Here is a 26,104-nt window from a genome sequence, read left to right as displayed (position 1 = left end):
GGTCGATGATAAAAAGGAAGGCGCCATTTCATTCACTGAAGGGCGCCTTTTTTCTTAAAAAGAACTGTGGGTTTAAAACGATTTATTCGCTGTCGTTGTCTTTCTTGTAGCGCTCAAACCACGCCACAATATTCCCCACTTTTTGAACTAATCGCGAAGGGCGGCTTGCTATACCGTGTGACGCGCCTGGAATTCGTACCATAGCCGCATCCACACCTTGCAGTTTCAACGCTTGATAGTATTGCTCGGTCTCACTGATGGGAGTGCGGTGATCGGCTTCGCCAGTAAGTAGCATGGTTGGCGTAACCACGTTGCCCACTATGCTCAAAGGGCTACGCTGCCAGAGTTTATCCGCAATATTCCACGGCATGTCAGCCATCCAATATTGACTAAAGTAAGGATACGCATCGGCGGTCAACGAAAAGCTCATCCAGTTAATAACCGGCTTCGCCACGACGGCTGCGCTAAAGCGATCAGTTTTACCGATGGACCATGCGGTAAGGGTTCCGCCGCCCGAGCCGCCAGTAATAAACAGATTCTCTGAATCTACATAGCCTTGCTTAACAACCGCATCTACCACGTCCATCAAGTCGTTGTAGTCTTCTGACGGATAGTTATGGTGGATCAAATTACCAAAGTCTTCACCGTAAGAGCTGCTGCCCCTTGGGTTAGCCCATACTACGACATAACCTTGCGCGGCCATTAGCTGAATTTCCATGGCAAAGTGAGGGCCGTAGGCCGCATGCGGGCCGCCGTGAATTTCTAATATAAGCGGGTATTTTTTGCTGCTATCAAATCCTGGTGGCAAAGCAATCCATGCGTCGATAGGTAGCTCGTCCACACTTGATACTACGGAAAGGTCTTGTACTTCTGCCAGCGTTTTATGACCAAGTGCGTCGCTGTTTAAATCGGTGAGTTGCGTATCGTCTTTGCCTTTTCTATAAAGCGCCAGGTCGCCAGGTACAGTGCGGCTTGCCATTGTGTAAACAATGTCGCCTTTATCACTAACTGCGAAGTCGCCCGACGTGTAAGGGCGTCCAAACGCTTGTCCACCTATGCTAACGTCGATAGGTTTCACATCCCCTTTCAGATTCACTGCAGCAAGTTTAGTTTCGCCATGATCAAGGTAAGAAAAGATTAATCCTCGGCTGTCTTTACGCCACGTGAACTTACCTAAGCTTCTATCTAGCGATGTAGTTAAGCGGGTAATATCACCACTTTTGAGCTCTAGTACAACGAGGTCACCGTTTTGATATGAAAGCTTTCTGTCGTTAAGTTGAGTAAACGCAAGGTACTTACCGTCGGGGCTCAAGGTTGGCCTTCCTTCAGGCCCCTCCATATCGGTAACTTGTTCAACTGCCGCTGTGCTTACGTTTACTTTGTAGATATCGCCAGACAATGGGTGTAGCGCATAGTCTTCTCGCTGCGGTGTGGCGAAATAAATCCAGTCATTGTTTCTAGAAAAGGCAAGGGTACCGCCGCTTGGAAATTTCCCCGTTGTTAACTGTCGCGGCGTACCGCCTTCCACAGGCAGAACAAAAATCTGGTCGAAGCCTTCACGCAAGTAGCCTCTGCCGTCACCTCTATACTGCACCGCATCAATATACGTACCTTGGTCAGCCCACTTTGCTCCTTTTGGCTTGCTCGGCATTCCTGTAAACAGTGGCTTTTGCTTTTCTTCGGTAAACTGAGTAAAGGCTAAAGTTTTGCTGTCATGAGACCAGGTTAACTGGCGAGGTGTCTCGCTGGTATTGGTTAAACGCACAGACTGCATGGTATCTAAGTAATAGAGATGGATTTGTGCGCGGCCGTTGACCGCTTTTGTAAACGCCACCATTTTACCGTTGGGCGATAAGGTGGCCTGTGACAAGTTTTCGTCCACCCCAATAAACGGGCGATGTTCACCGGATTTAATGTTTACCTGCCACAACCGGCTTTGTCTTCCGTCGGTCATGACATCCATGCTTTGACGAGAATAAATAACCGTTTCCTTATCAAGGAATTGAGGGTTAGTGACAAATTCCAAGTTAAAGGTATCTTCATACGTTAGCGCATTTACGCTACCTGAATCAGAGTCAGAGTTTTGCAATGCACTGGCTTGGCTCATGCCTAAAACCAACAGTGATAACGCTGTCGAGGTAGCTAATAAGCCTTGTTGTATAGGGCGAAGGGGGAAACGAGACACAAACATGTTTGTTCCTTTTGTTTTTCTTTTTGCGCTATGCGCGATAGGCGGCGTTTTTCAAGATAATATGTTCGCAGTCGTGCTCTTAACGTTAACGCTAGGGTTAATTAAGTAAACTGAGAACCTTATTCTCAACCATATCGCTTTCGTTTCCATTATGTAAAGGGTGTGCGGTGAAGGGGGTGGATTGTCCGTTAAAAATGCGAATTGCTGCATGTATCGCAGCACATGACGCTATGTATAACAATGGAAGGCTAACAGCGGGTATTATCGGTATGAACGCAGTATCGCTTTTGTGTAATTCTCATTCGCCTTTAAGACTAATTTTGCCCACGAGAATATCTTTAAACATGACCCAATCGCCCATCAAACTATAAAGGGGGTGTTTAAATGTAGCGGGACGATTTTTCTCAAAAAAGAAATGACCTACCCAAGCAAAGCCATAACCTACTAGCGGAATAAACCACAGTAGCGACCAGCTCGCCATAAATACCGCTAGCGCTATAACGCTAAGTACTAGCCAAGAGCCGATAAAATGAAGCGTGCGGCATGTGCCGTCTTTATGCTCATTTAAATAAAACGGGTAAAACTCTTTAAATGAAGCAAACTGAGTGTCTGTGCTTGTTTGTGTAGTCATAAAACCCTCTTAGCCAAATCTTATAAAAGTTGGGTGGCTCAATAATAAAGTAGCTTAATAGAGTAACTTTACACCACATTAACATTCCTTGAAGGTAGAGATTGTCGTGAAAGCGACAAAGGCGAAATGACAGCATTTACAAAAAAAGTATCTCGCTCATCCTAAAGCTAAAGATAACTCCCCTTAGCCTTGTAATTTTACAGCGCCTGCCCCATATTCCTCTCAATACAAGAAATTAAAGGCCTGCGTTATGGAAAATCTCGTTGCAAATAGCCAAGCAACCATCGTGGATATTACGGTAGAAAACTTTCAGCAAATTATTGTAGAAGCATCGCAAGAAAAACTAGTGCTTATCGATTTCTGGGCTGATTGGTGCGAACCCTGTAAAGACCTAATGCCCATATTAGAAAAGCTGGCAGGTGAATATAGCCAGCATCTGATATTGGCCAAAGTAGACTGCGAAGCACAGCAAGAAGTGGCTGCTCAGTTTGGTATTAGAAGCCTACCAACGGTAATGGTGGTGCAAAATGGTCAGCCCGTCGATGGCTTTGCAGGTGTACAACCTGAGCAGCAAATTCGTGAAATGCTGGATAAATATTTGCCAAACCCAGAAGATGATCTACTTGCCACTGCAGGCAAGGCGATCCAACAAGGGGATTACGCAGAAGCACTGCCAGCGGCAAAAGAAGCCTTAACGCTTAACCCTGATAACGTAAACGCTAAGTATATGCTTATTGATTGCTACGTTGAGACTGGCTCTATCGATGCAGCTAAAGCTTTGCTTGAAGAGATTAAGCTGGTAGATCAAGACTCTCGCTATAAGAGTTTGGCGGGCAAAATCGAACTTGCAGAACAAGCTGCAGATACGCCTGAAATACGCCAGCTTCAAGCGGGAGTAGAAGCGAACCCTGATGACCTGCAGCTGAAAGTAGACTTAGCTGTACAATTGCAGCAAGCGAACAAAGCACAAGACGCGCTTGAGCTTCTTTATACCGTACTAAAGAAAGAGCTTGGCTTTGGCGATGCCAGAAAGTTAATGATGGATATGATGAATGCACTCGCTGACGGCGACCCGCTTAAGTCTGAGTATCGTCGTAAAGTCTATAGCTTGTTGTACTAAGCCTATTCGGGTTTTAGCGTTCACCGTAACGCTAAAACCGTCGCCTTAGGCTTGGAAATTGGCTACACGGTTAATCGAACTAGTTGTTGCGACTAACCCAATGTTTGTAAGAATAAGTGTATTGTCGGGCCGGCCATCGTGTTCGTTAAAAACTAGCAAATAGGTGAAAAACCTTCCTCATGCAGCCAATTCAGTGCCTCGAAGTATTTTTCAAAATATTCCCGCTCATAGTCGCTTGTTTTAAAGTCACGTTGTTTAGAAGGATGGGTGCGTTCTAGTTGAGCTCGCTTGACCATTCCGCTATCCAGCACATACGCTGAGCGAGTAAGCCCTCTTGAAATATTCACCTTTATTGCATCCGCTAAACGGGTCTGACATTCCGGCGTAGATAATACCCAACGGCGTCCGTCCATTAAGGCAGCCCAAGGCTTATTGTCGAACCTATCAATAAGCGCATGCATCTCTTCAATAAAATACTCGGTTGTTTTAAGGTTCCACGCCCCAGTAGCAAACACCTCAAGAACGTTACCTGAGACATCCAATGAATAATTTCCGTATTTAGGAAAACGCATAAAATACCTTTAATGTTTGTCTGCGTGGAACAGACGGAGCTTGCTAACTCGGCTAACAAAAACATCTTGCCTTTATAGGGTATAGCAGAGTTCTTAAAATTTGCAGTGATTGTGTTTATATAAGAAATATCACTAAGCACGTCGATTTGGGCAAAACAATTTACACTTAATTTGTAAATAAATGTTTTGTTGCAGGCGCAGATTCATGCGAAAAAGGTAGAAATTTGATAGGGTTTCCGCAGTTTTTATATTGGGCAATAGAGCATGGCATATCAGCATTTTTATACGGGTTTTCTTAATGCGAACAAAGGTAAACAGCACTATGCGTGTCACAGCCACTACTTTTGGCCCGACTGCACGCGTGATGCAATGCTCAACTACTGGGATGACAGCGCTAAGTATGTTGACGAAAAATGGGGATATTTCTTCCAAACTTTGGTGCCAGAGCTACAGCAGCGCATTAGCAACATACTGAACACTGGTGCGCCACAGCAAATCGTTTTTGCGCCCAATACCCATGAGCTGCTTTATCGCGTAATGAGCTGCATCGATAGCGCTGCGCCTTATAAAGTAGTGTCGACAGACAGCGAGTTTCACAGTTTTCAGCGCCAAGCGAGTAGGATGCAAGAGCAGGGTGCGATAGAACTTATTACCGTACCTACTAAACCCTACGATACGTTTGCGTCGCGCTTTAAGGCCGCCATTGCCGAACACGATCCCGAGCTGGTTTTCTTTAGTCAGGTGTTTTTTAATTCCGGATACGTGGTGAACGATGTCACAGATATCGTAAATAGCGTAACTAACGACAATACCCTTATTGTGGTTGATGGCTATCACGGGTTTATGGCAAAGCCTACCGATATAGCGAACATTGCCCACCGAGCCTTTTATCTTGCCGGTAGTTACAAATATGCTCAGGCAGGAGAGGGGGCATGTTTTGCGCACGTACCCGTGGGCTGTGAGCTAAGACCCAGCTATACCGGCTGGTTTGCCGAATTCGGCGAGTTAGACAAACCCCGCGAGACGGGCGGTAAAAATAACGTTCAATATAGTCTAAATGGAATGCGCTTTGCTGGTGCGACCATGGATTTTACCGCGCTCTACAGATTAAGAGCCGTGATTCGTATGTTCGACGACAATGGCATTGATGTCGCTACAGTTAACGAATACGTAATGGGCATGCAGCGCACATTTCTAGAGAAACTTGCTACCTGCAACCATCCCTTGCTAAACGAAAAACATCTAGCAGTAAGTGATGAAGCAAACCGAGGGCATTTCCTTACCTTTGAATTAGATAGTGCCGATGAAACAAAAGCCCTTGCTTCAGCGCTTAAAGAGCACCATATCCTTACCGATTTTAGAGGAAACCGCTTACGGTTTGGTTTTGGTCTGTACCACACCCCTGAGTACATTGATTTAACCGCACTGAATCAGAAAGCGTAAGTGTTGCTTTAAACATACGTAAATATTAACGTCACACTTATTTAAGGATAGTTTTATGGAGTGGTTATTACCCGCTTTAGCGTTGGTACTTATTATAGAAGGAATAGGGCCGCTTCTTTTTCCTAATAAATGGCGCAATTATTTACTTCAGATAAGCCAACAGCCCAGTAATCAACTGCGTCAAGTTGGCGGAACCCTTGTGATAATAGGCGCACTACTGCTGTTTTATTTCAGTTGAGATAGCGCCCAGAACTAGGCATTAAGAGGCGTGAAGCGGTGTGAAAACGGACCTCATCAAACACTGCCACACGCTTTACAATAATACGTAGTACGAAAAGCCGCACGACTTTACCGTTGACTGAAAAGTGTGCTCTTAAACCTGTATTCAACATTAAGAGGTATATTTTTAGCCCTTCGAATACCTAATTCGCTTTAAAGCATTACAACGCCGGTAAATAAATAGCGAAAAATTATATAAATGACCCTAGCGCAGACTGTGGGTAGACCGATTGTTCAGCTTTCATGTTATATGAAGTTTAGAATGCTTTAAAAATTAGCGCCTTAGAAAGTTCGTGTCGAAAAATACTTTGCCAAGCCTTATTTCAAAAAGACTTGAAGGGCAGCGGGGCATCTTTGTGATTTCAAAAATAAAAATAAAATAGTCGTATTTTTGTTCGAAAAAGAGATGATCCTTGCCCTAGAATTTTGTAGAATCCCCGCCTAATTTTCTTACACATATGATTCATGGCAAAGAACGTTGTGGTACTCGGCACTCAATGGGGTGACGAGGGTAAAGGCAAGGTCGTAGACCTACTCACTGATCGCGCAAAATATGTTGTTCGTTACCAAGGCGGACACAATGCAGGTCACACTCTAGTAATCGACGGTGAAAAAACCGTACTTCACTTAATCCCATCAGGCATCCTACGCGATAATGTTACCTGTATTATTGGTAACGGTGTTGTGCTAAGCCCTGACGCACTAATGAAAGAAATGACTATGCTTGAAGAGCGTGGCGTTCCAGTGCGCGAGCGATTAAAGATTAGTGAAGCTTGTCCGCTTATTCTTCCTTATCACATTGCACTAGACGTAGCGCGCGAAAAAGCCCGCGGCGCAAAAGCAATTGGTACAACGGGTCGTGGTATCGGTCCAGCGTATGAAGATAAAGTAGCCCGTCGTGGATTACGCGTTGGCGACTTGTTTAATGCAGAAGACTTCGCAGCAAAGCTGAAAGAAGTGCTAGACGTGCATAACTTCACGCTTACTCAGTACTATGGCGAAGAAGCAGTAGACTTTGACGAAACCTTAAAAGGTGCAATGGAAGTTGCTGACATTCTTAAAGCAATGGTTGTTGATGTAACTGACGAACTAGACAAAGCACACAATGCTGGCTTGCCTATTATGTTTGAAGGTGCACAAGGTACACTTCTAGACATCGATCACGGTACTTATCCTTATGTTACGTCGTCAAACACTACCGTTGGTGGTGTAGCAACGGGTGCTGGCTTTGGCCCACTTAAGCTAGATTACGTACTGGGTATTGTTAAAGCATACACTACGCGTGTAGGCTCAGGTCCTTTCCCTACTGAACTAGAATGTGAAGTAGGCCAACACTTAGGTGTTAAAGGTCACGAGTTTGGCGCGACCACAGGTCGTAAGCGCCGCACGGGTTGGTTCGATGCAGTTGCGATGAAACGCGCAGTACAAATCAACTCTATTACAGGTTTCTGCTTAACTAAGCTTGACGTACTAGACGGTCTTGAAAGCCTTCAAATTTGTGTAGGCTACAAAGATGCAGACGGTAACGTGAAAGACGTGCCACCTATGGCGGCTGACGGTTACGAAAAAGTGACGCCAGTTTATGAAGAAATGCCGGGTTGGACAGACAACACTTTTGGTGTAACTGAGTTTGAAGCGCTTCCACAAGCTGCGAAAAACTACATTAAGCGTCTTGAAGAGCTAACAGGTGTGCCGGTTGATATCGTTTCAACAGGCCCTGACAGAAACGAAACTATCGTTTTACGCAGCCCATACGACGCGTAATAGTTTCACATTAAATATGTTTAAAAGCCCAGTGTTCACTGGGCTTTTTTTGTTGCACACAAACTTTACCTCTTTTTCATTTTCACTGATCACGCTTCATTTTTTAGCACCTGCATTTTATTCCTATAAGTCCTACGGTTAGGGCCTAAAACGCAAACGCATTAAACATTAATTAACAATTTAGTTGCGTTGTCTTCGAACATCCCTATTAATATAAGATAGTATCAGTTAATTATTGCGCTGCTTTGCCCGACAACAATCTTAAGATGAGCCATAGAATTGTTGCAGTGGGTGTTATGCTATCGGAGCCTTCTTATGCCAAATAGACCTTCTCTTCACGCAGTGGAAACTGGCGTGTGTTTCGTTGACGTTGTTCACAAGCTTAACGACAGTTTCGATACAGGGAAAACCCAGTCCTTGGAGTGGCGTAGAAGCCAGTTAAAGGCATTAGAGACACTACTTAAAGACAACCAGCACGACATTTTGCAGGCCCTTAAAAATGACCTGGGCAAATGTAAGACCGAAGCCATGGTAGCGGAACAAGGTTTTCTGCTTTCTGATATCAAGCATACGCTTAAGCATTTGGATAAATGGGCAAAGCCACGCAAAGTATCAACGCCCATGGTGGCATGGCCAGGTAAGAGCTTTCGCAAGCCTGAGCCGCTTGGCACTGTGCTTATTATTGGAGCGTGGAATTATCCGCTTCAGTTATTGCTTGCCCCTTATATCGCCGCTATTGCAGCGGGCAACTGTGCGGTATTGAAACCCTCTGAATTGGCTGAAGAAACCTCGTCGCTGGTGGCTAAGCTTATCCCCCAATATATGGATAATTCATGCGTTGCCGTAATAGAAGGCGGTAAAGATGAAGCGACGGCGCTACTTGCCTGCAAATGGGACCATATTTTTTACACCGGTGGTGAAGTGGTGGGCAAAATTGTCATGAGCGCCGCGGCCAAACATTTAACGCCAGTAACCCTTGAGCTTGGCGGTAAGAGCCCCTGCTTTGTTGATAAAAACACAAACCTTGCTGTCACCGCGCGCCGTTTAGTGTGGGGTAAATGGATGAATGCGGGCCAAACTTGTATTGCGCCTGACTATGTCATTGTTGAAAAGGGCTTTGAGCAAAAGCTTATTGATGCGGTTAAAAAAGAGCTGAAAAAGCAATACGGCAAAGCACCTTTATCGTCACGAGATTACGGCAATATCGTTAATCATCGTCACTTAAAGCGTCTTGAAAGTTACCTTGAAAACGTCAATGTGGTGTATGGCGGCGAGCTAGATGAATCTCGTCCAGCAATGGCGCCTACCCTTGTACTGGAGCCATCGCTAGATAGCCCGCTAATGAAAGAAGAGATCTTCGGCCCTATTCTACCTATTATCACTGTCGACAACATGGAGGCGGGCATTAAGTTCGTGAACAGCAGGCCTAAGCCACTCGCACTTTATGCATTTAGTGATCAGGATGATGTGCTTGATATTATTATCAGCAAAACCAGTTCAGGCAGTGTGTGTACTAACGACACTATGCTGTTCATGACTAACCCTGAGTTACCGTTTGGTGGCGTAGGAAATAGTGGCATGGGTAACTATCATGGCCAAGCAGGTTTTGATACATTCAGCCATATTAAAACGGTAATGAAACGTTCATTCGCCCTCGACGTGTTCTTTCGTTATGCGCCGTTTTCTAAGTTTAAGCTGTCGTTGCTTAAGAAGTTTTTATAATAGGAGTTTTCATGGTTCAACCTTTTCATCTTGCCATTCCGGTCACTAATTTAACCGACGCAGAAGCGTTCTACGGTGAGTTGTTGGGTTGTGAAAAGGGCCGCAGTGACACCCAGTGGATAGATTGGAACTTCTTCGGCCATCAATTAGTGACGCACTGTGTAGAGGCCATGCCGTCGCCGCCTGCTTATAACGGGGTAGACGATCATGCCGTGCCGGTGCCGCACTTCGGCGTTGTGCTAACCATGGACGACTGGCAAGCGCTAGCAAGTAAGCTAGAGGCTTCAAATGCTGAGTTTGTTATCGCACCTTATATTCGCTTTAAAGGAAAGCCCGGCGAACAAGCCACCATGTTTTTTAAAGATCCTTTCGGCAACGCGTTAGAGTTCAAAGCGTTCGCAGATATGTCTCAGCTTTTCGCTTCATAATAATCGGTGTCAGTTGCTCTTTGCGCATAAACTCATCAACAGGTTTTTGGTTTTATTATCAAAAGGCTTTAACATCAGAAAACAATGACCGAGTAAACCGAAGAAGAGAGTGGTTTTGAATAAAGCATTAGTGTTGGTAGACGTACAAAACGTGTATTACACCTGCCGTCAGGCGTACAAACGTAACTTTAATTACAACCAGTTTTGGCGTGAACTTACCTACAACTTGGATATAGCCCATGCTTTCGCATACGGCATAGACAGGGGGGACAGCAAGCAGCGTGAATTTCAAAACATTCTTCGTGCTATTGGATTTGAAGTAAAGTTAAAGCCTTTCATTCAACGTGCTGACGGCTCGGCGAAAGGTGACTGGGATGTAGGTATAACAGTAGATGCACTTGAACACGCCGACGATGTTGATCAGATCATTCTGGTGTCGGGCGACGGCGATTTCGATATTCTTGTAAACGCCCTTAAAGCAAAAGGGAAAACCGTAACTGTGTACGGTGTTCCTGCATTAACGGCTGAAAGTATTCAAAAAGTGGCGTCTAAGTACGTGCCTATCGGCGCCACGCTGTTGCTATAGTTTTCAGCTTGTACTTTGTTCAAGGCTGAAATAATAACGCTGAGCCCCTATAGCTCCACTAATGGTGCTCAGCTAATTTGGGTCAGCTAACAGCCCTATGCTAATACGACTCAACTAGGCTTTTACCTCGTCCGCTTTTTTCAGATGCGGCTTCTACACCCTCTTTAGTTCGCTTGATCAAATGTACATCACCAAAGCGACGGTTATCAATGGTGTAGCCCATTGCTTTAAGCTCATTTACCGTTGCCTCTGTAAACCCGTCGTGCATACGAATGGTGTCTTTGGGCAATAGCTGGTGATGAAAACGTGGTGAGTTCACGGCTTCTTCAGCGCTCATATCGTAAAGCAGGGCATTCAATAGCGACTGAGCTACCGACGAAATAATGGTAGTACCGCCAGGAGAGCCAGTTACCAGTACTACTTGGTCGTCTTTAGTGACAAGCGTTGGCGTCATAGAAGACAGCATGCGCTTGTAAGGTTCAATAGCATTTGCCTCACCACCCACTGCACCAAAGAAGTTAGGCACGCCAGGCTTAGCACTAAAATCGTCCATTTCATCATTCAACAAAAAGCCTGCACCGGTCACAACAACACCGCTACCAAACGTAAGGTTGATGGTCGTTGTATTGGCAACCGCGTTACCCCATCTGTCCATAATAGAGAAGTGTGTTGTATCTTCGCTTTTTTTTAAACCAGGCTTAACGCTTGGGGTATCAGAAATGCTGGTAGGCTGAATATCGGCTGCGCGTTGAGTAATATAGTTAGCGTCAGTGAGTGCTTTTACCGGAACACTAACAAAATCAGGATCGCCCATGTATTCAGCGCGATCGGCAAACACGCGCTTACCAATTTCTGACATTACGTGAATGTATTCAGTGCTGTTTTGCGCTGGCAAATCGTGTGTTTCGTCATAGGCTTCTAACATGCCAATCCACTGGGCAACGGCAACACCACCAGAACTTGGAGGAGGTGCGGTCACCAGCTCATAACCTTGCCAGTTTAGGTGAAGAGGTTTGCGCCACACTGCTTTGTAAGCCAGTAAGTCTTCATAGGTAATAAGGCCGCCGTTTTGCTGCATAAAATCAACAATATGCTTTGCTACATCGCCTTTATAAAAGCCATCCTTTCCCTTTTGCTGAATAGCTTTAAGCGTTTTCGCTAGCTCTGGCTGTTTGAAGGTAGTGCCTGCTTTAGCGTGTGCAAAATACTCGCTAAAGTTGTTATTGATAGCTGCTTCTTTGGTACGCTCAATATAGTGATCAATGTTATTGGCCAGCTTCTCGTGAACCACAAAACCTTGCTCGGCCAAATCAACGGCTGGTGCGAGTAGACGCTCCCACTCCAATGTGCCGTATTTTTTATGCGCGGCCCACATACCAGCAACGGTACCAGGAATGCCAGACGCTTTAGCCCCAAACAAAGACTCGTACGGTTTTACGTCACCTTTCTCGTCAAGATACATATCGCGATGCGCATTTTCAGGTGCCATTTCACGGTAATCTAAAAAGTCGGTGTTATCTTCAAACTTTATTGTCATAAAGCCGCCACCGCCTACGTTGCCCGCCTCAGGTAGAGTAACAGCCAAGACAAACTGTGCCGTAATAGCAGCATCAATTGCGTTTCCACCTTCTTGGAGTACCTGCATTGCAGCATCGGCACTGTAGCTGTCAGGCATAGCAACGGCCTGTTGGCTAAGCCCTACTGTATTGTCGCTAGCACTATCAACAGGGGCATTTGGCCCATGGGAACACGCTGCCACTACTGAAATAAATGCCACTATTACCGAGATAAACCCGACGTTAGCTATCCGCTTTTTCATTACAAACTCCTTGTTACAGACATTGCTAAACCTTTGCGATTAGCAACTGACTTCCAGCAAACTTTAATCAACGGCATTAACCAAGCATGACCAAGCTTGCTACAAAATAGGCAATAAGCGTAAGTGCGCCCGCAAATAGTGCGTAGGGAAACTGAGTTTTAACGTGCGTTAATACGTCAGTACCTGCTGCTAGCGAAGATACGGCAGTAGTGTCGGAGATAGGCGAACAGTGATCACCAAATATACCGCCACCCAATATAGCGCCAATGACCAGTGAAGGGGGTAACCCTAAACTTTGAATCAGCGGCACACCAATAGGAATTAGGATGGCGAATGTGCCCCATGACGTGCCTGTGGTAAACGACATGATCGCTCCGGCAATAAATAGCATGGGAACAATAAGCACTAAAGGAAGATATTCCCCCACTATGCCCGCGACAAACACGCCTGTTCCAAGCACCTTAAGGCTATTGCCTAAGGTTAACGACAGTAACACTATGGTTACTAGAGGAAGTAGTTCACCCATCCCTTTAAAACCAATTTCTACCGCTTCCTTGTGTGTGAACCGTTTGTGGATTAAGAGCAGACCATAGGCAATGGCAGTGGCTAGAGCCGTAGCGTAAAGTACAGATTTGCTGCCGCTGCCTTCAGACAATACGCCGTTACCTGTCCAGAACATGAAGCCAACCATGCTTAATACCATTACTATTAGCGGTACCAACATGAAACGAGCCTTGGTGGCAGGTTCCGTAGTTTGGTTAACCTCTACATGCGTGAGTGCTTTTTCTTCCTCAGCCATGGGGCCATGCACTTTGTCAGCGGAAATAGTGTAGGCCACAATAAGTAAGGTGAAGATAGCGTAAAAGTTAAAAAATACGCTGCCCCATAAAATTGAGGCTGACGAAGCGGGTAGCTCGTATGCATCGAGCAGGCTGAGTATAAATGCGCCCCAGCCGTTCAATAAAATCAAAATACAAACGGGCGCGCTGGTGGAATCGATGATGTAAGCTAAGCGCGCGCGGCTCATGCCGAAGCGATCAAACAGACCTCGGGCGAATATGCCGGCAGTGAGCACACTTAAGTTTGATTCTATGAATACAGCGATTCCGGTGAACATGGTCAAGCCGCCAACTTGTTTGCGACTCTTCGCTACCCCTTTGTTTACTAGAAAGTTGACCGTTGCCGTTACTCCGCCAGAGTCACGTATAAATGCGAGTAACGCGCCCACTAGTACAGAGAAAATAAGCACCCGTGTATTGCCAGGGCTGGCAGCGGTATCAACCACACGCTCTATGGCATTAATCGGGGCCATGTAGCTGGTTGCGATATCAGCATTTACCAGAATTAAGGCTTCGGCAGACAGAACGGCTAGCGCCAATGCTAAAATGACTTCTTTTTTCCAAAAAACGACGGCAATAGCCACAAGAGGGGGGATGACTGACATCCAATCCATACTTCTTTCCAAACTTAAATTTATGTGTGCCTAGGACTTGTTGAGCTTTGATAAGTTACTACGCTCTACTTGCCCTATGGGTATGTCTATTTGCGTAAGAGAATGTGTGATTGCAGTTCAAAGTTGGCGAACATGCTTCTCTCATTTATGCTAGCGTACCGTATTGTGCTTCGTGTTACCAAGGATTAGATAAACATTGTTATTCCAGCAAGTTATTTGTAAAAAACGTGCTTCATTGATGGGCCTTAGCGCTATCTTGTCAGGCATACTCATTTTATTAAGTGCTTCACTGTTTACTGCTAGCGCAACCGCTCAATCTGGAGGTGCTAACGCTTCGAATAATCCTAAGCCCAGCGCTGATGCCGAAACAATTCGCGCTGTAAAAAACATGCTCGGGCAAAAAATCATTTTGGATTTTCGCTATTTCTGTGAAGACAATACGCCGTCATCGCGCTGCCGTACGCCCATGACCGTAATTCCACCGCCACTTTTAAATGTGCTCAGTACGCACAACATCGGCGGTGTTATTTTGTTTTCAGAGAATATTCAAAATACCGAGCAGTTAATTACGCTCAATTACACCATGCAGCAGCACATGGTAAAAGCAGGGCGTCAGCCGTTATTCATTGCTGTCGACCAAGAAGGGGGCAGAGTAGCAAGGTTGCCCTCAGACATGCTCTCGCCGTTTGCAGGTAACATGGCCATTGGCGCCACTTTTCACCAGCGAGGCACCGCATTTGCACAAAGTGTGGCATCGCATATTGGGCATACGCTTTTACCGCTGGGAATAAACGCCAATTTTGCGCCGTCGGTTGATGTAAATAGCGAGCCGAAGAACCCTGTTATTAACGTACGCAGTTTTTCGGAAAACCCAGAGCAGGTATCCGCACTCGGGCAGACATTTGTCAGTGCTATGCAAAGTACAGGTGTAATGAGTGCTATCAAACATTTTCCAGGCCATGGTGATACCCATGTAGATAGCCACAGTGGCTTGCCGCAAGTAACGCATAGCAAAGCGCAAGCTATGGCGGGTGACATCCTTCCTTTTGCGAATATCATTAATAGTGCAACGCCTCCTGCAATGGTAATGAGTGCACACATTCAATACCCGTCTTTAGACGATACGACAATTATCGATAAGCATGGTAAGTCACAAATAGTTCCTGCTACTTTGTCGAAGAAGATACTAAGCAATTTGCTTCGCAACCAATTAGGATATCAAGGCCTTATCGTTACTGACGCGTTAGACATGGCAGGTATTACTCAGTTTTTCTCCCATGAAGAAGCATTAGTCAGTGCATTCAGCGCAGGTGCTGATATTGCGCTTATGCCGTTCACCATAAGAACCCAGGACGACATAAAAAAGTTCGCGTTACTTTTGGATAATGCAGCAAACCGAATGTCGGATAGCGCTTTCTTGAAAACGTCTCATAATCGTATTATTAAGGCAAAACAGCGCTTTGCTTTGCAAAGTTTTATTTCCAAGCCCATGTCATGGTGGCTCAATGAAGCGAAAGAAAATGCTTCAATGAGTAACCCTAACAGTTTGAAAAACAGAGGGGTTCAGATTGAGAAAGCTCTTTCTAAGTCGTCGGTGTCTGTACTCTTCGGGAAGGATGAGTTGCCAATAACTTCAAATCGCTGGTTGGCGCTTATGCCAGACGCAGCAAGATGTTTAGCATTTGAAGCCGCGCTTACACGCGCACGTCCCAACGTTAACAATAAGCCTTTAGAGTTTGCTTGTTTACCGTTAACTGCGTTACCTAAAACCCAATTGGCAATGAATCTACTAAAACAAGCTGACGTGCTGGTGGTTGGCAATATTAGCCCGCTCCATGCTAACTATGAATTAGGAGGAGTCGATTTACCTGAGCATGTAAAACGACGCGCAAGCGAAACTGAGGTGATGGCATTTAGCAAAAAAATGATGGTTGCTGCGAAAGCACAGAATAAAACCGTGGTCTTTGCTCCACTGCGCATGCCATACAAAGCGCATGACGTGAAAGAGTTAGCCGATGTTGCTATTGCTACATTTAGTTATGCGGTGAACATTACACAGCAAAGTGACACAGAAAATCAGCACGTTACGAGCTATAGTCTTAATGCATTGGTCGAAGTGTTACTGGGGAGCACGGTTGCTGAGGGACGTTCGCCGGTTTCGTTGAAATAGGTGGCCACGCGAAAGCAGAGACCAAAACCAAAGATATTGACCATTTAAGTGCTAACTAAGAGCCAAGCCAAAAGCCATTTCAAAAGCCATTTTAAAAGGAGTTATCGTGAATACAACAAATACATCAGGCGCTACGCAAACTTCATTAATCGATACGGTATTAAGTGCGTTGTTCCCTTTTGTTCCGCTCCTTGTCGCTATTGTATTGGTAATAGGTGCGCTCATCGCACTGCACTACCTTCTGCTAGCCAAACAGAGCCATCTTACCAGTGAGCAGAAATTACCGCGTCAAGTAGGAATGTTGGTACTTACTATCATTGGAGCGGTTGTAATAGCGATGGCCTTACCGGTAAGTGAAAGCACTAGAAACCAAGTTATCGCGCTTATTGGCGTACTTATTTCAGGAGTTATTGCCTTTTCTTCTACCACAATGGTGGGGAATTTGATGGCGGGGATCGTACTTCGTGTTAACCGACCATTTAGAGTGGGAGACTTCATTAAGGTAGAAGGCTATAGCGGTCGCGTTACCGAAATGGGCTTGCTTGATGTTGAACTTCAAACCGAGAGCAGAGAGCTTATTGCCTTTGCCAATACGCTAATGGTTAATTCGCCCGTTTCCGTGACCAGAGCATCAGGTGCAATCGTCAGCGTGGACATCAGCTTAGGTTACGATATTCATCACAGCATTATTGAAAAGCACTTACTTGTGGCAGCTGAAAATGGCCAGCTGTCAGAGCCATTTGTGCAAGTAGTTGGGCTAGGCGACTTTTCGGTAAGCTATCGTATTTCAGGTCTCCTCACAGAAGTTAAAAGCTTGCTGAGCGCGCGTTCACGGCTTCACAAGGCCGTACTCGACGCGTTACATAATGCCGATATTGAAATTGTTTCTCCTAGCTTTATGAATCAACGCCCCCAGCCCGACGGCTTGAAAATGATAGCTAAATCGCCTGGACGCACTAAGCAAGAAGAAGCATCTCCTGAAGACGTTATTTTTGACAAGGCTGAAGAGGCAGAGCAAAAAGAAAAAAGTAAAGAAACGCTGATGCAGACGATCGCCGATATTGATGCAAAAATCGCTGAGAGTGACGGTGAAAGCAGAGATGAGCTTAAACATCAAAAAGCCACCGCTGAAGCTCAGCTCGCAGCTTTGGTAAAAACAAAAAATGAAGAAGGTTAGTTTTTACTAACTTTTTTAGCTTCCGGTAAGTCTGGGGTTGTGTGGGTGTGAGTATTTACTTACATGTTGAGTGGTAAGTTTAGTATCTCTAACGCTTCCTCCACATTTACCTTGATAAGACACCTCAAATCCTCAAGGCTAAAGACGTTTATCTGTACATCAGTCCGTGTCTTCGTAAAGCAGGTATGCTTTTCGTTTTTCTCTAAATTTATTTAACTCTTTCTGCCAACTCTGGCGAATTTCTGCAGGCGTTTTACCGGCTTGAATTTGATATCGTAGCGTATCGGTACCCGCTAATTTGTCGAAGAAATCTGGGCGAGTAAAGAAGGTTGCTTCAGAGTCACCTCTGGCGCTGACCATTTTGTTATATTCAGAAAAACGAGAATAGGCATCTATCAATGTAGCGATATCTAAGCCACTAATTGGTGAGCGCTTGTGAGTTGTTTGCTTGGAGTCAGAGCCTTCCAAGATCGTAGGATCAGCATAAGAAAAGACATGTGCACTTAGCAGAGTATTTTCATGTTTAGGGTGGGGCGCTGCACTATTTGCATTTACCGGTATCTTGCTTTTACCAAACTCAACAAAAGGGTGGCCAATAAGTTGGAAGGGAAAGTCAGTGCCGCGACCTATACTCACGTCGGTGCCCTCAAAAAAGCACAGTGTCGGATATAGCTTGATAGATAAATCGTTTGGCAGGTTAGGGCTCGGTGCCACGGGCAGCGAATAATGCGCAGTGCGTTTATAATCTCCCACTGGTACAACGGTAAGCTTAGCGTTGTCATAACTGCTCGCGTCAATACCTAACCAACCTTCTCCTACAATCATTTGAGCAAGCTCGCCTAAGGTCATACCGTGCAACACGGGAATAGGATGCATGCCAATGAACGACGAAAATTTAGATTGCAGTACTGGCCCGTCAACAAAGCGGCCGTTAGGATTTGGCCTATCTAACACGATAACGTCGATATTACGCGCAAAGGCCGCCTCCAACACATAGTGCAAAGTGCTTAAATAGGTGTAAAAGCGTACGCCTACATCCTGAATATCGAAAACAATCACATCGATACCATCCAACATGTCGGGGGTAGGCTTTTTGGTTGCGCCGTAAAGGGAGTGAATAGGTATACCGGTTTTAGCATCAATATTGCTATCTACCTTTTCGCCTGCGCCTTTGTCTCCTCTAAATCCGTGCTCCGGTGACATAATACTTACAACATTAACACTGCTTTGAAGTAGGGCATCAAGCAGATGCTGATTGCGCTGGCTTGTCTTTATCGTATTTAGTTGTGTAGCCAAGCTGTTGCTTGATTGGCGCTCTTGAAGCTCAAACGTGCTGGAAGGCGAAGGGTAGAGATCCGAAACCAACGCACTTTGGTTTACCACTAAACTAACCCGTTTACCTTCTAGCAAGGGCAGGTACTTTGAATAGCGTTCAGCGCCTACAGTAAACTGCTTAATGCTTGATACGGGCTGCTTAGTCCCTGGCGCAGGTTGCTTTTTTATTAATATAGACTGATTCGCAGGGCCATCAGCATCACTTGTATATACATGTGTAGATAAGTTTTGCGGTGCACAGCCGTTAAGCGATAAGCTAATTAGAGCTGAAGAGAGTACTGCAATGAATGCGCTCGACGTTAGGCGTCTAAAAACCTTGCTCAATGTGACCGAAGTTAAAACTTTCATAGCATTAGTTTACCGTGGTTATTCGCTTTTATTCACGGCGGTACGTAAATACCCATCGTTAGCATCTAACTGAGCGGCAGCCTGCTGTGCAGTTTGCCCTGTTAATACCATTAAAATAGCAACTTTAGCTTTGTTATTACACGCATCAAGCGCTGCTAAAGCAGCATTTTCACTGCAGTCCGTAGCCTGCATAACAATGCGAAGCGCGCGGGCTTTTAGCTTTTCGTTGGTGGCATTCACATCTACCATTAAGTTTTGATAGGTTTTCCCCAGCTTAATCATTGTGCTGGTGCTAATCATATTAAGAATTAGTTTTTGCGCCGTACCCGACTTCATGCGCGTACTGCCAGTAAGTGCCTCAGGCCCAACAACTGGGCATATAGCTACATCAGCTTTAGTAAAAATAGCGGCGTTAGGGCTACATGCAATAGCGCCGGTAAAGCAGCCAAGCGAACGGGCATATTCCAGTGCGCCACTTACATAGGGCGTGCGCCCGCTTGCTGAAATACCAATAACCGTATCGTTTTGGTTTAAAGACAGCGCTTCCAGATCAGCACGCCCCGCGTCGACGTCATCTTCTGCACCTTCTACGGCGTGCTGAATGGCTTTTTCACCGCCAGCTATCACGCCAACAACCATTTCATCAGGTACGCTAAACGTGGGGCGGCACTCTACTGCATCAAGTATGCCCAGTCTGCCGCTGGTCCCCGCGCCTATATAAATAAGCCTGCCACCATTTTTAATGCTAATGGTTGCAGCATCCACCGCTTTTCCAATTTGTGGAATTTGCGAGGTAACTGCGTTTGCCACTTTCGCGTCTTCGTTGTTAATGCGGGCAAGAATGCCTTCGGTGCTTAGCGTGTCTATATCGAGGGTGTCTGGGTTTCTGCCTTCTGACACAATTTTATTCAGTGACTGGGCTAACTCGTTAACGGTGGGTTTATTACCTCCCGCTTGATTGTCAGTACTGTCTTTATTTCTAATACTGGCGTTGGCGGACGATTCTGAAGTAGAAGGATTGTGCGAAGACATTGAAAACCTTGGGGCAACGAAATTGTGATAATAAGCTAGCGCAAAGCATAACGGTATTTTATGCCATAAGAAACCTTGCGTTAGATGGTACGTTTTTCATTATTAATCCTGCGCAGCTAATACGCTTCTCGTGGTACACTTTGGCTTTCGATATTCTTTCTCATTAAACATTTAAGGAACGTGTTTTTCTGTGAGCCGACAAACGCAAGCTATCATTCATGCTGATGCCCTTTTACATAATTTTAAAGCCCTTGCTGCTTTAGCGCCCTCAAGTCAGTCTATGGCGGTGGTAAAGGCCGATGCTTATGGTCATGGAGCAGTAAATGTAGCGCGCATTCTTCAGCATGTTTCTTCGCGTTTTGCCGTAGCAATTATTGAAGAAGCCATTGCGCTTCGCGATGCGGGAATTTCTGCGCCTATTGTGGTGTTAGAAGGGGCACATCAGGCAAAAGAGTGCCAAATGGCATTTCAGCATAACTGTATATTAGTTATGCACTGCGAAGAACAGCTTACCTGGTTAGAAAGCTGCCCCGAACAGCAGCGCCCGCATATTTGGCTTAAAGTGGATAGCGGCATGCACCGGTTGGGATTTGCCCTTTCCGATATCGAAGGGATTGCTGCTAAGTACAATCATTTACTTAGCGAGCAAACGGTTATTGCTACGCACTTTGCGTGCGCTGACGATGTAGATAATAACTTTACCAACACGCAAATCGATGCGTTCAATCAAGTAGCGAGTAAATTGGGCTTGCCAACCAGCGTGGCTAATTCTCCCGCTACGGTAAACTGGCCTGCAAGTCGAAATGCTTGGAACCGTTTAGGTGTGGGGGTTTATGGCGGTGCCGTTTCTACCTCACAAAATCTCGACATTGAAATCTACCCTGCCATGACACTTCGCTCCAGTGTATTAGCGGTACGAACCATACCGGCAGGCGAGGGCATTGGTTATGGTCAAACCTGGGTAGCAAGTAAGCCCAGCAAAATTGCAACCGTAGGTATTGGTTATGCCGATGGCTATCCAAGGCACTGCAAAAACGGTACGCCGGTAATGATTAGAGGTAAACGCGCCTATTTGGCAGGCCGCGTTTCTATGGACATGATCACAATTGATGTAACTCATATCGACAACGTCGCGGTGGGCGATGAAGTAGAGCTGTGGGGACAGAATGTATCTATTCAGGAAGTTGCAGCCAATGCCGACACCATCGACTACGAATTAATGACGCGAGTTTCTCAGCGTGTACCGCGCATTGTGAAATACCTTTAGTAATCAACGCAGTGCCAGTTTGGCTAAATTTTATATAAGTTTTAATAAAGCACTATTCATTAAAAGAATGAGACTTTTACCCCTAATCTGGGCTTTACTGTTGTGGCTTAGTGATGGGATTGCGGCGAATATTTCGCCTTCAACTGTTCTGAGCATCAACTCATAAGTGAGGTTTGTATGCGTACTTCGTTTTCTCGTCCAAGAGTGAACCGTGGAGTAGTTAGTCGACCATCAAGACCTGTTCAAAAGAAGCAATAGGTTTGTTGTAGGCGTCAAGGAATACAAATAAAAGATACAATAAAGCCCGGTTAGGTTGTGCCTAATCGGGCTTTTTATTAACTACTTATGTGAACCGTTAAGTACTTTCCGCTTGCCGGTACCTGTTTACACGCTTAAGCCCTTAAACGTAAAACCATAGGCGCTGGCTACCAACTTAGCCGTTTTGGGCGCGAAGTTCGCTGTCTATGCTGCTGTGCTCGTTGCAATCCACACGCTTCACGTCAGCCTTGTTTGATTCTGTTTTAGCCTTGGCTGAACCGTCTTCGCCGGGTACTGGGAAGTAACGCTCGGGTCTATGGTTAAGCGAAATAACCATGTTTAAACAAAACGCTGCGAGTATCGAGATAAGCACTAATGGCCACGAGATAAAAAACAGCGCGCTAAGCAATATACAGCTATCTACAGTTAACTGGAAAGTCCCTGCTCTGATATTAAATCGTTGCTGTAAGTAGAACGCCATAATACCAACGCCGCCCAGGCTAGAGCTGTGACGGAACATCATCAGCATGCCAACACCAATTAAAATTCCGCCAAATACCGCTGCGAAAAACGGGTTAACGTGGCTGATATCTACAAATGCCGGAATTTGCTCGGTTAATACCGAAACAGTGGTTACAGAGATAAACGTATTGATGGTGAAACGTTTACTAATTTGAGTCCACGCTAGGGTATAGAAAGGTAGGTTAATCAAAAAGAATAATAACCCGAAGTCCATGTCGAAAGCATAGGTACCTAATAGCGCAAGACCTGCCGCGCCACCTACCATTAGGTCTTGAGACTGAAAAAGATATACGCCAAACGCAACAAACAAGCCGGCGCTTATCAGGGCGAAAACATCCTCGATGACACTGTGTTTTGTTTTTTGCATAGAAATGAGTTTGCGTTAAGAAGACACGGCGTAATTATACGTTTACAGCACACTCGGTGACAGCGGGATGAAAAGTTAAGTCGGTGCAATAAATGGCGGAAGGTAAGTTTGCCTTTACGACTTTTAGCGCTTCGGTGAATAGGGTGTTGCGGCAATGTAAAAGTTGCACCAAGGTGGTTCAGTTTTATAACTTGAAAAGCGCAATGCTCTCTTAAAATTTGAAGACTGTATGATTATTCTACAATAGAGAACACCACAATATCGTGCTTATTAAATTCTACACTGCACTTCATGATACCTAAGTGTAGTGGACTATATGCTTCAATCTTGCTGCCATTTGCAACAAACTCAGTATCCCACAGCAATAAGTCTGCGGTGCCTAGCTGGCGTTCAACGCTTTTTTTCGACACCCCTGGCGTAAAGTTGTCGCAAAGAATAATGACCTCACGTCTTGCTTCAATCCAGTAAAAGGTAGTGGTGATCAACAGTGCTATCGCCGCTATTGCAACAACATCTGCAATAATAGAACGTTTCATGGCCTGCACGTTTTACTTCTCCTTTACGTCTTTACTGCGGGTTATTAAGCCTTTTGATACAGAATGCGCTATCAGCAAGGTGCACCTGTATAAAGTGCTATTCAGTGGTTTGGATCAAATCCCACTTATTGCCAAACTTATCTTTAAAGATGGCTACCGTACCATAAACTTCTTCACGGGGAGTTTCTAAAAACATCACGCCTTTACTTTGCATTTCGTTAAAGTCGCGCCAAAAGTCATCGGTATTTAAGATTAAAAATACTTTGTCTGCGGCTTGGTTACCAATAAGCGCTAATTCAACGTCGTTTTTAGCTTGCGCTAGCAACAAGCTGGCTGAACTGTTTGGCGGCGTTACCAACACGAAGCGCGAGTCTTCACCAGTTGCTTTATCTTCAGTTAAGGTGAAATTTAAAACCGATGTAAAATACTCAATTGCGTTGTCGTAGTTGTCTACAAAGAAGGTAATCGCCGAAAGGTGTTGTCTCATAAATGTGGTTCAGTTAAAATTGGTTAAGTGAACTCGGCATACTACCTAAAAGCTCACCGAGCTGAAATGCGGGTTATCAGTTATTGCATGAAGTTGAGCGATTTCATTAAGGGCAATGTTTTCTACATTACCGTTAATGCGCATTTGTATACATTCTGTTGGCGCGTCATTGCGTTTATCTATAACTGTATTTAATGCCTTACCGTTTTTTAGTTCCCCACTTTTTAATACAGCGCTTACCTCAAGTTTATACATGCAGGCTATTTCTATGTAGTCATAAAGCTGACAGGCTATATTCACAGGCTTTCCTAGTATTGGGTTACTTTCTTTTAAAGCGTTGCTCAAATTTTAGATAAACCCTGGCGTTCACGGCAAAAACTTCTTTATTTACCGTACATTCATTCCACTTCACTTTAAACATTCGACTGCCAATGTTTAAATGCCGCCGCCTATCGGGGCGGCGAAGTTTCTCAACTCAAATCACAGAAGTCAGACCTTAACAAATGATCTTTTTTTAAGGTTTGCTCAGTATTGTAAGTACTGAAGGATTTATTTTGGTGCACGAAATTCCTAAGCGCTTAAGCGCCCCTTTACTCATTAGAGGCAGTTTTTAGCAAAGGGTTCCCGCCGAAAATTCAATACAGGAACAGTAATGAACAAGCTACTATCCGCATTTTCTTTAGTTTCAATTGCTACATGCGCTTCGAGCGGCGTAAAAGCCGACGAACTCCCCTTTAATTTAAGCGGTCACGTAAGGGTTAATTACGGACATCAAGATTGGCAAATTCCCGAGTTTAGAGATGGTTTCGAATTTGAGTCATTCAAGCTTGGCGTATCCGGCGAGTCTGACCAGTTTAGCTATAAAGCAGAGTACCGTTGGTACGAGAACACTGATTTTGATACCGTTCGCTTCGCTGATCTTACTTATCATTTTGATGATCAAACCGAAATCACCGCAGGCATAACGCAAACCCCGTTTGGCCTACAGCCCTTTGCCAGCAACAACTTTTGGTTCTCGGTAAATTATTATCTTGGCTTCGAAGATGATTACGATGCTGGGGTGAAAATAAACCACGATTGGGGCAACTGGGATTTTCAAGCCGCCTATTTTATGAACGACGAGTACAACGATGCCGCTGAATTCGGGCGCTATTCGTTTGACGTGGCAGACGACGGGGAATACCGAAATAAAGAAGACGGGCAGTACAATCTACGTGCTAATTATTCAGCGAACTTTATTCGCGGAGGCACTACCGATATTGGCGTGTCCTACCAGTACGGCAACATCTTGAACTTGGATACCCTGGATGATGGTGATATGAATGCCTATGCCGTGCATATGCGTCATACCCAAGGAGATATAAAGGTCGAACTACAGTATATCGACTATGAGTACGATTTGGCTGCACCAGAAGGTCAAGCAGACGATCGCATAGCGCTATCGTCTTTTACCTTTCCATTTCTGGCGGCTGCTGACGGTAAAACCTATTCAGCAAACCTTGTGTACTCTGTGCCTTATAAGTTTACTCACATAGAATCACTTACTTGTTACTCAGAGTACAGCGTGGCAAAAGGTGAAGGAAGTGAAGGGAAAAACTCTTCTCAGTGGATAAATGGCTGCAGCTTTGGCTGGGATAAATTGTTTGTATATGTAGATAGTATTCAAGGCAAAAATATGTGGTTTTCAGGCGGCCCTGGCGTTGGCCTAGATTTAGGCGGTAGACAAGAAACTACCCACCGGTTAAACATAAACCTTGGCATTTACTTCTAATCAATAACAGGACTTTGACATGCGATTACTACTTATAGCGACATTGATACTAGCGCTAATTCCAATGCAAAGTTTTGCCCATTCATGGATGAAACTGCGTATAGCGACCACAGAATATGCGCCTTACACGTCAACTGAAATGCAGCACGAAGGTTACATAAACCATATCATCGCCGATGCGTTCAAAGAGACGGGCGTTGTGGTGGAGTTCGTATCCTTACCGTGGGAAGAAGCGTTAGAAGCAACGCTAAAAGGTGAATATGACGCAGTTTCTTACGGCAACTTTGTACGTTCTCGAGAAAGCGAGTTTTTTCACAGTAACCCAATAAGCGCAGAGAGCCTGGTGTTTTATGTTAACGCCGACAAAGGCCCCGATAGTTGGAGTGACCTTAGCGATATACAAGATCTCAAAATGGGTGTTACGCAAGGGTATTTATATAACGATGAGCTTGCTACCTTCATTAAAGGTAACGAAAGCGTAGTGGAGCGCGAGACTGATAAAGCGAACCTAGAAGCTTTGATAAACGGTGATATCGATGTTTTCCCCATTGATGAACTTACCGGTTGGTATTTGCTACAGCGCGATTTCACAAGGGGAGAGCGTCGAGATGTAATGCCTATCAAGCCGTTTATTTCTACCGTCACCACGCATCTTTTAGTACCTAAAGGGCAAGGGGATAGTCAACTTATACTGTCTTTATTCAACAAAGGGTTAGAAGAACTGACGCTAGACGGGAAGTTAACACGCTTCAAGCGTCTGCTGAAAGAAGGTTATTACCAGCACCCTAAGAAAAAAGTGAATTTCGACCGACGCTAACATAAAACT

The 26,104-nt window shown here is 45.0% G+C and carries 23 protein-coding genes; 12 read left to right on the top strand and 11 right to left on the bottom strand.

Going from position 1 to position 26,104, the window contains the following annotated elements; genetic code table 11:
* Positions 1-82 precede the first annotated feature (82 nt).
* Positions 83-2,191, bottom strand: a complete 2,109-nt coding sequence (locus tag ACXAFM_RS06985; protein WP_474833948.1) for a S9 family peptidase — start codon at positions 2,189-2,191, stop codon at positions 83-85.
* A gap of 298 nt (positions 2,192-2,489) precedes the next feature.
* A complete protein-coding gene (locus tag ACXAFM_RS06980) occupies positions 2,490-2,822 on the bottom strand; it encodes an Mpo1-like protein (protein WP_474808976.1) in 333 nt (110 codons plus the stop codon).
* A gap of 250 nt (positions 2,823-3,072) precedes the next feature.
* Here ACXAFM_RS06980 and trxA point away from each other — a divergent pair, with 250 nt between their 5' ends.
* Positions 3,073-3,942, top strand: coding sequence for a thioredoxin (trxA, locus tag ACXAFM_RS06975; RefSeq protein ID WP_474833946.1), 870 nt, complete (start codon positions 3,073-3,075; stop codon positions 3,940-3,942).
* Positions 3,943-4,094: 152 nt separating this feature from the next.
* Here the strand turns inward: trxA and ACXAFM_RS06970 are convergent, their stop codons facing one another.
* Complete coding sequence (locus ACXAFM_RS06970; RefSeq protein WP_474828102.1) at positions 4,095-4,514, bottom strand: hypothetical protein; 420 nt, start codon at positions 4,512-4,514, stop codon at positions 4,095-4,097.
* A gap of 264 nt (positions 4,515-4,778) precedes the next feature.
* Here ACXAFM_RS06970 and ACXAFM_RS06965 point away from each other — a divergent pair, with 264 nt between their 5' ends.
* The 6 genes from ACXAFM_RS06965 to ACXAFM_RS06940 all read left to right on the top strand — a co-directional run bounded on the left by ACXAFM_RS06965 (position 4,779) and on the right by ACXAFM_RS06940 (position 10,736).
* Entirely contained in the window at positions 4,779-5,957 is a 1,179-nt protein-coding gene (locus ACXAFM_RS06965) for an aminotransferase class V-fold PLP-dependent enzyme (protein WP_474833944.1), read from the top strand.
* A gap of 55 nt (positions 5,958-6,012) precedes the next feature.
* Positions 6,013-6,195, top strand: a complete 183-nt coding sequence (locus tag ACXAFM_RS06960; protein ID WP_421713346.1) for a DUF2065 domain-containing protein — start codon at positions 6,013-6,015, stop codon at positions 6,193-6,195.
* Between the two features lie 506 nt (positions 6,196-6,701).
* Positions 6,702-8,000, top strand: a complete 1,299-nt coding sequence (locus tag ACXAFM_RS06955) for an adenylosuccinate synthase (protein WP_014948109.1) — start codon at positions 6,702-6,704, stop codon at positions 7,998-8,000.
* A gap of 315 nt (positions 8,001-8,315) precedes the next feature.
* Positions 8,316-9,722: an aldehyde dehydrogenase family protein gene (locus ACXAFM_RS06950; RefSeq protein WP_474833942.1), complete on the top strand. Its 1,407-nt coding sequence runs from the start codon at positions 8,316-8,318 to the stop codon at positions 9,720-9,722.
* An 11-nt stretch (positions 9,723-9,733) separates the two neighbouring features.
* Positions 9,734-10,150 (top strand): VOC family protein, encoded by a 417-nt coding sequence (locus ACXAFM_RS06945; protein ID WP_474833940.1) that lies wholly within the window; start codon positions 9,734-9,736, stop codon positions 10,148-10,150.
* 115 nt (positions 10,151-10,265) lie between these two features.
* Positions 10,266-10,736, top strand: coding sequence for a LabA-like NYN domain-containing protein (locus tag ACXAFM_RS06940; RefSeq protein WP_474833938.1), 471 nt, complete (start codon positions 10,266-10,268; stop codon positions 10,734-10,736).
* A gap of 100 nt (positions 10,737-10,836) precedes the next feature.
* On the opposite strand, the gene ggt is transcribed toward ACXAFM_RS06940, so the two are convergent.
* Both ggt and ACXAFM_RS06930 read right to left on the bottom strand, forming a co-directional pair.
* Positions 10,837-12,555: a gamma-glutamyltransferase gene (gene ggt / locus ACXAFM_RS06935; protein ID WP_474833936.1), complete on the bottom strand. Its 1,719-nt coding sequence runs from the start codon at positions 12,553-12,555 to the stop codon at positions 10,837-10,839.
* A gap of 76 nt (positions 12,556-12,631) precedes the next feature.
* Entirely contained in the window at positions 12,632-14,008 is a 1,377-nt protein-coding gene (locus ACXAFM_RS06930) for a Na+/H+ antiporter NhaC family protein (RefSeq protein WP_474828090.1), read from the bottom strand.
* A 196-nt stretch (positions 14,009-14,204) separates the two neighbouring features.
* Between ACXAFM_RS06930 and ACXAFM_RS06925 the strand changes: the two genes are divergently transcribed.
* Positions 14,205-16,178: a glycoside hydrolase family 3 N-terminal domain-containing protein gene (locus tag ACXAFM_RS06925; protein WP_474833934.1), complete on the top strand. Its 1,974-nt coding sequence runs from the start codon at positions 14,205-14,207 to the stop codon at positions 16,176-16,178.
* Between the two features lie 106 nt (positions 16,179-16,284).
* Complete coding sequence (locus ACXAFM_RS06920; protein ID WP_474833932.1) at positions 16,285-17,355, top strand: mechanosensitive ion channel family protein; 1,071 nt, start codon at positions 16,285-16,287, stop codon at positions 17,353-17,355.
* Positions 17,356-17,514: 159 nt separating this feature from the next.
* Here ACXAFM_RS06920 and ACXAFM_RS06915 read toward each other — a convergent pair whose 3' ends face one another.
* Both ACXAFM_RS06915 and murQ read right to left on the bottom strand, forming a co-directional pair.
* The gene (locus ACXAFM_RS06915) at positions 17,515-19,038 is read right to left on the bottom strand and encodes an exo-beta-N-acetylmuramidase NamZ family protein (RefSeq protein ID WP_474833930.1); all 1,524 of its coding nucleotides are present in this window, start codon (positions 19,036-19,038) and stop codon (positions 17,515-17,517) included.
* A gap of 18 nt (positions 19,039-19,056) precedes the next feature.
* Positions 19,057-20,070, bottom strand: a complete 1,014-nt coding sequence (murQ, locus tag ACXAFM_RS06910; protein WP_474833928.1) for an N-acetylmuramic acid 6-phosphate etherase — start codon at positions 20,068-20,070, stop codon at positions 19,057-19,059.
* A gap of 190 nt (positions 20,071-20,260) precedes the next feature.
* Between murQ and alr the strand changes: the two genes are divergently transcribed.
* Positions 20,261-21,337 carry an alanine racemase gene (gene alr, locus ACXAFM_RS06905; RefSeq protein ID WP_474833926.1) on the top strand — a complete coding sequence of 359 codons (1,077 nt, stop codon included), beginning with the start codon at positions 20,261-20,263 and terminating at the stop codon, positions 21,335-21,337.
* Positions 21,338-21,770: 433 nt separating this feature from the next.
* Here alr and ACXAFM_RS06900 read toward each other — a convergent pair whose 3' ends face one another.
* The 4 genes from ACXAFM_RS06900 to ACXAFM_RS06885 form a co-directional block, all read right to left on the bottom strand.
* Entirely contained in the window at positions 21,771-22,484 is a 714-nt protein-coding gene (locus tag ACXAFM_RS06900) for a YitT family protein (RefSeq protein ID WP_474833925.1), read from the bottom strand.
* A gap of 233 nt (positions 22,485-22,717) precedes the next feature.
* Complete coding sequence (locus tag ACXAFM_RS06895; RefSeq protein WP_474833923.1) at positions 22,718-23,029, bottom strand: hypothetical protein; 312 nt, start codon at positions 23,027-23,029, stop codon at positions 22,718-22,720.
* A gap of 88 nt (positions 23,030-23,117) precedes the next feature.
* On the bottom strand, positions 23,118-23,507 hold the full coding sequence (locus tag ACXAFM_RS06890; protein WP_474833921.1) for a VOC family protein: 390 nt from the start codon (positions 23,505-23,507) through the stop codon (positions 23,118-23,120).
* 45 nt (positions 23,508-23,552) lie between these two features.
* Positions 23,553-23,807, bottom strand: coding sequence for a Rho-binding antiterminator (locus ACXAFM_RS06885; RefSeq protein ID WP_239636104.1), 255 nt, complete (start codon positions 23,805-23,807; stop codon positions 23,553-23,555).
* Positions 23,808-24,159: 352 nt separating this feature from the next.
* Between ACXAFM_RS06885 and ACXAFM_RS06880 the strand changes: the two genes are divergently transcribed.
* Positions 24,160-25,278 (top strand): hypothetical protein, encoded by a 1,119-nt coding sequence (locus ACXAFM_RS06880; protein ID WP_474828072.1) that lies wholly within the window; start codon positions 24,160-24,162, stop codon positions 25,276-25,278.
* Positions 25,279-25,297: 19 nt separating this feature from the next.
* A complete protein-coding gene (locus ACXAFM_RS06875; protein WP_474833919.1) occupies positions 25,298-26,095 on the top strand; it encodes a substrate-binding periplasmic protein in 798 nt (265 codons plus the stop codon).
* The last annotated feature ends 9 nt before the right edge of the window (positions 26,096-26,104 follow it).

The sequence above is a fragment of the Alteromonas sp. ABD4_190 genome (assembly GCF_056160105.1).
This window is presented reverse-complemented; position numbering and strand designations above follow the sequence as displayed.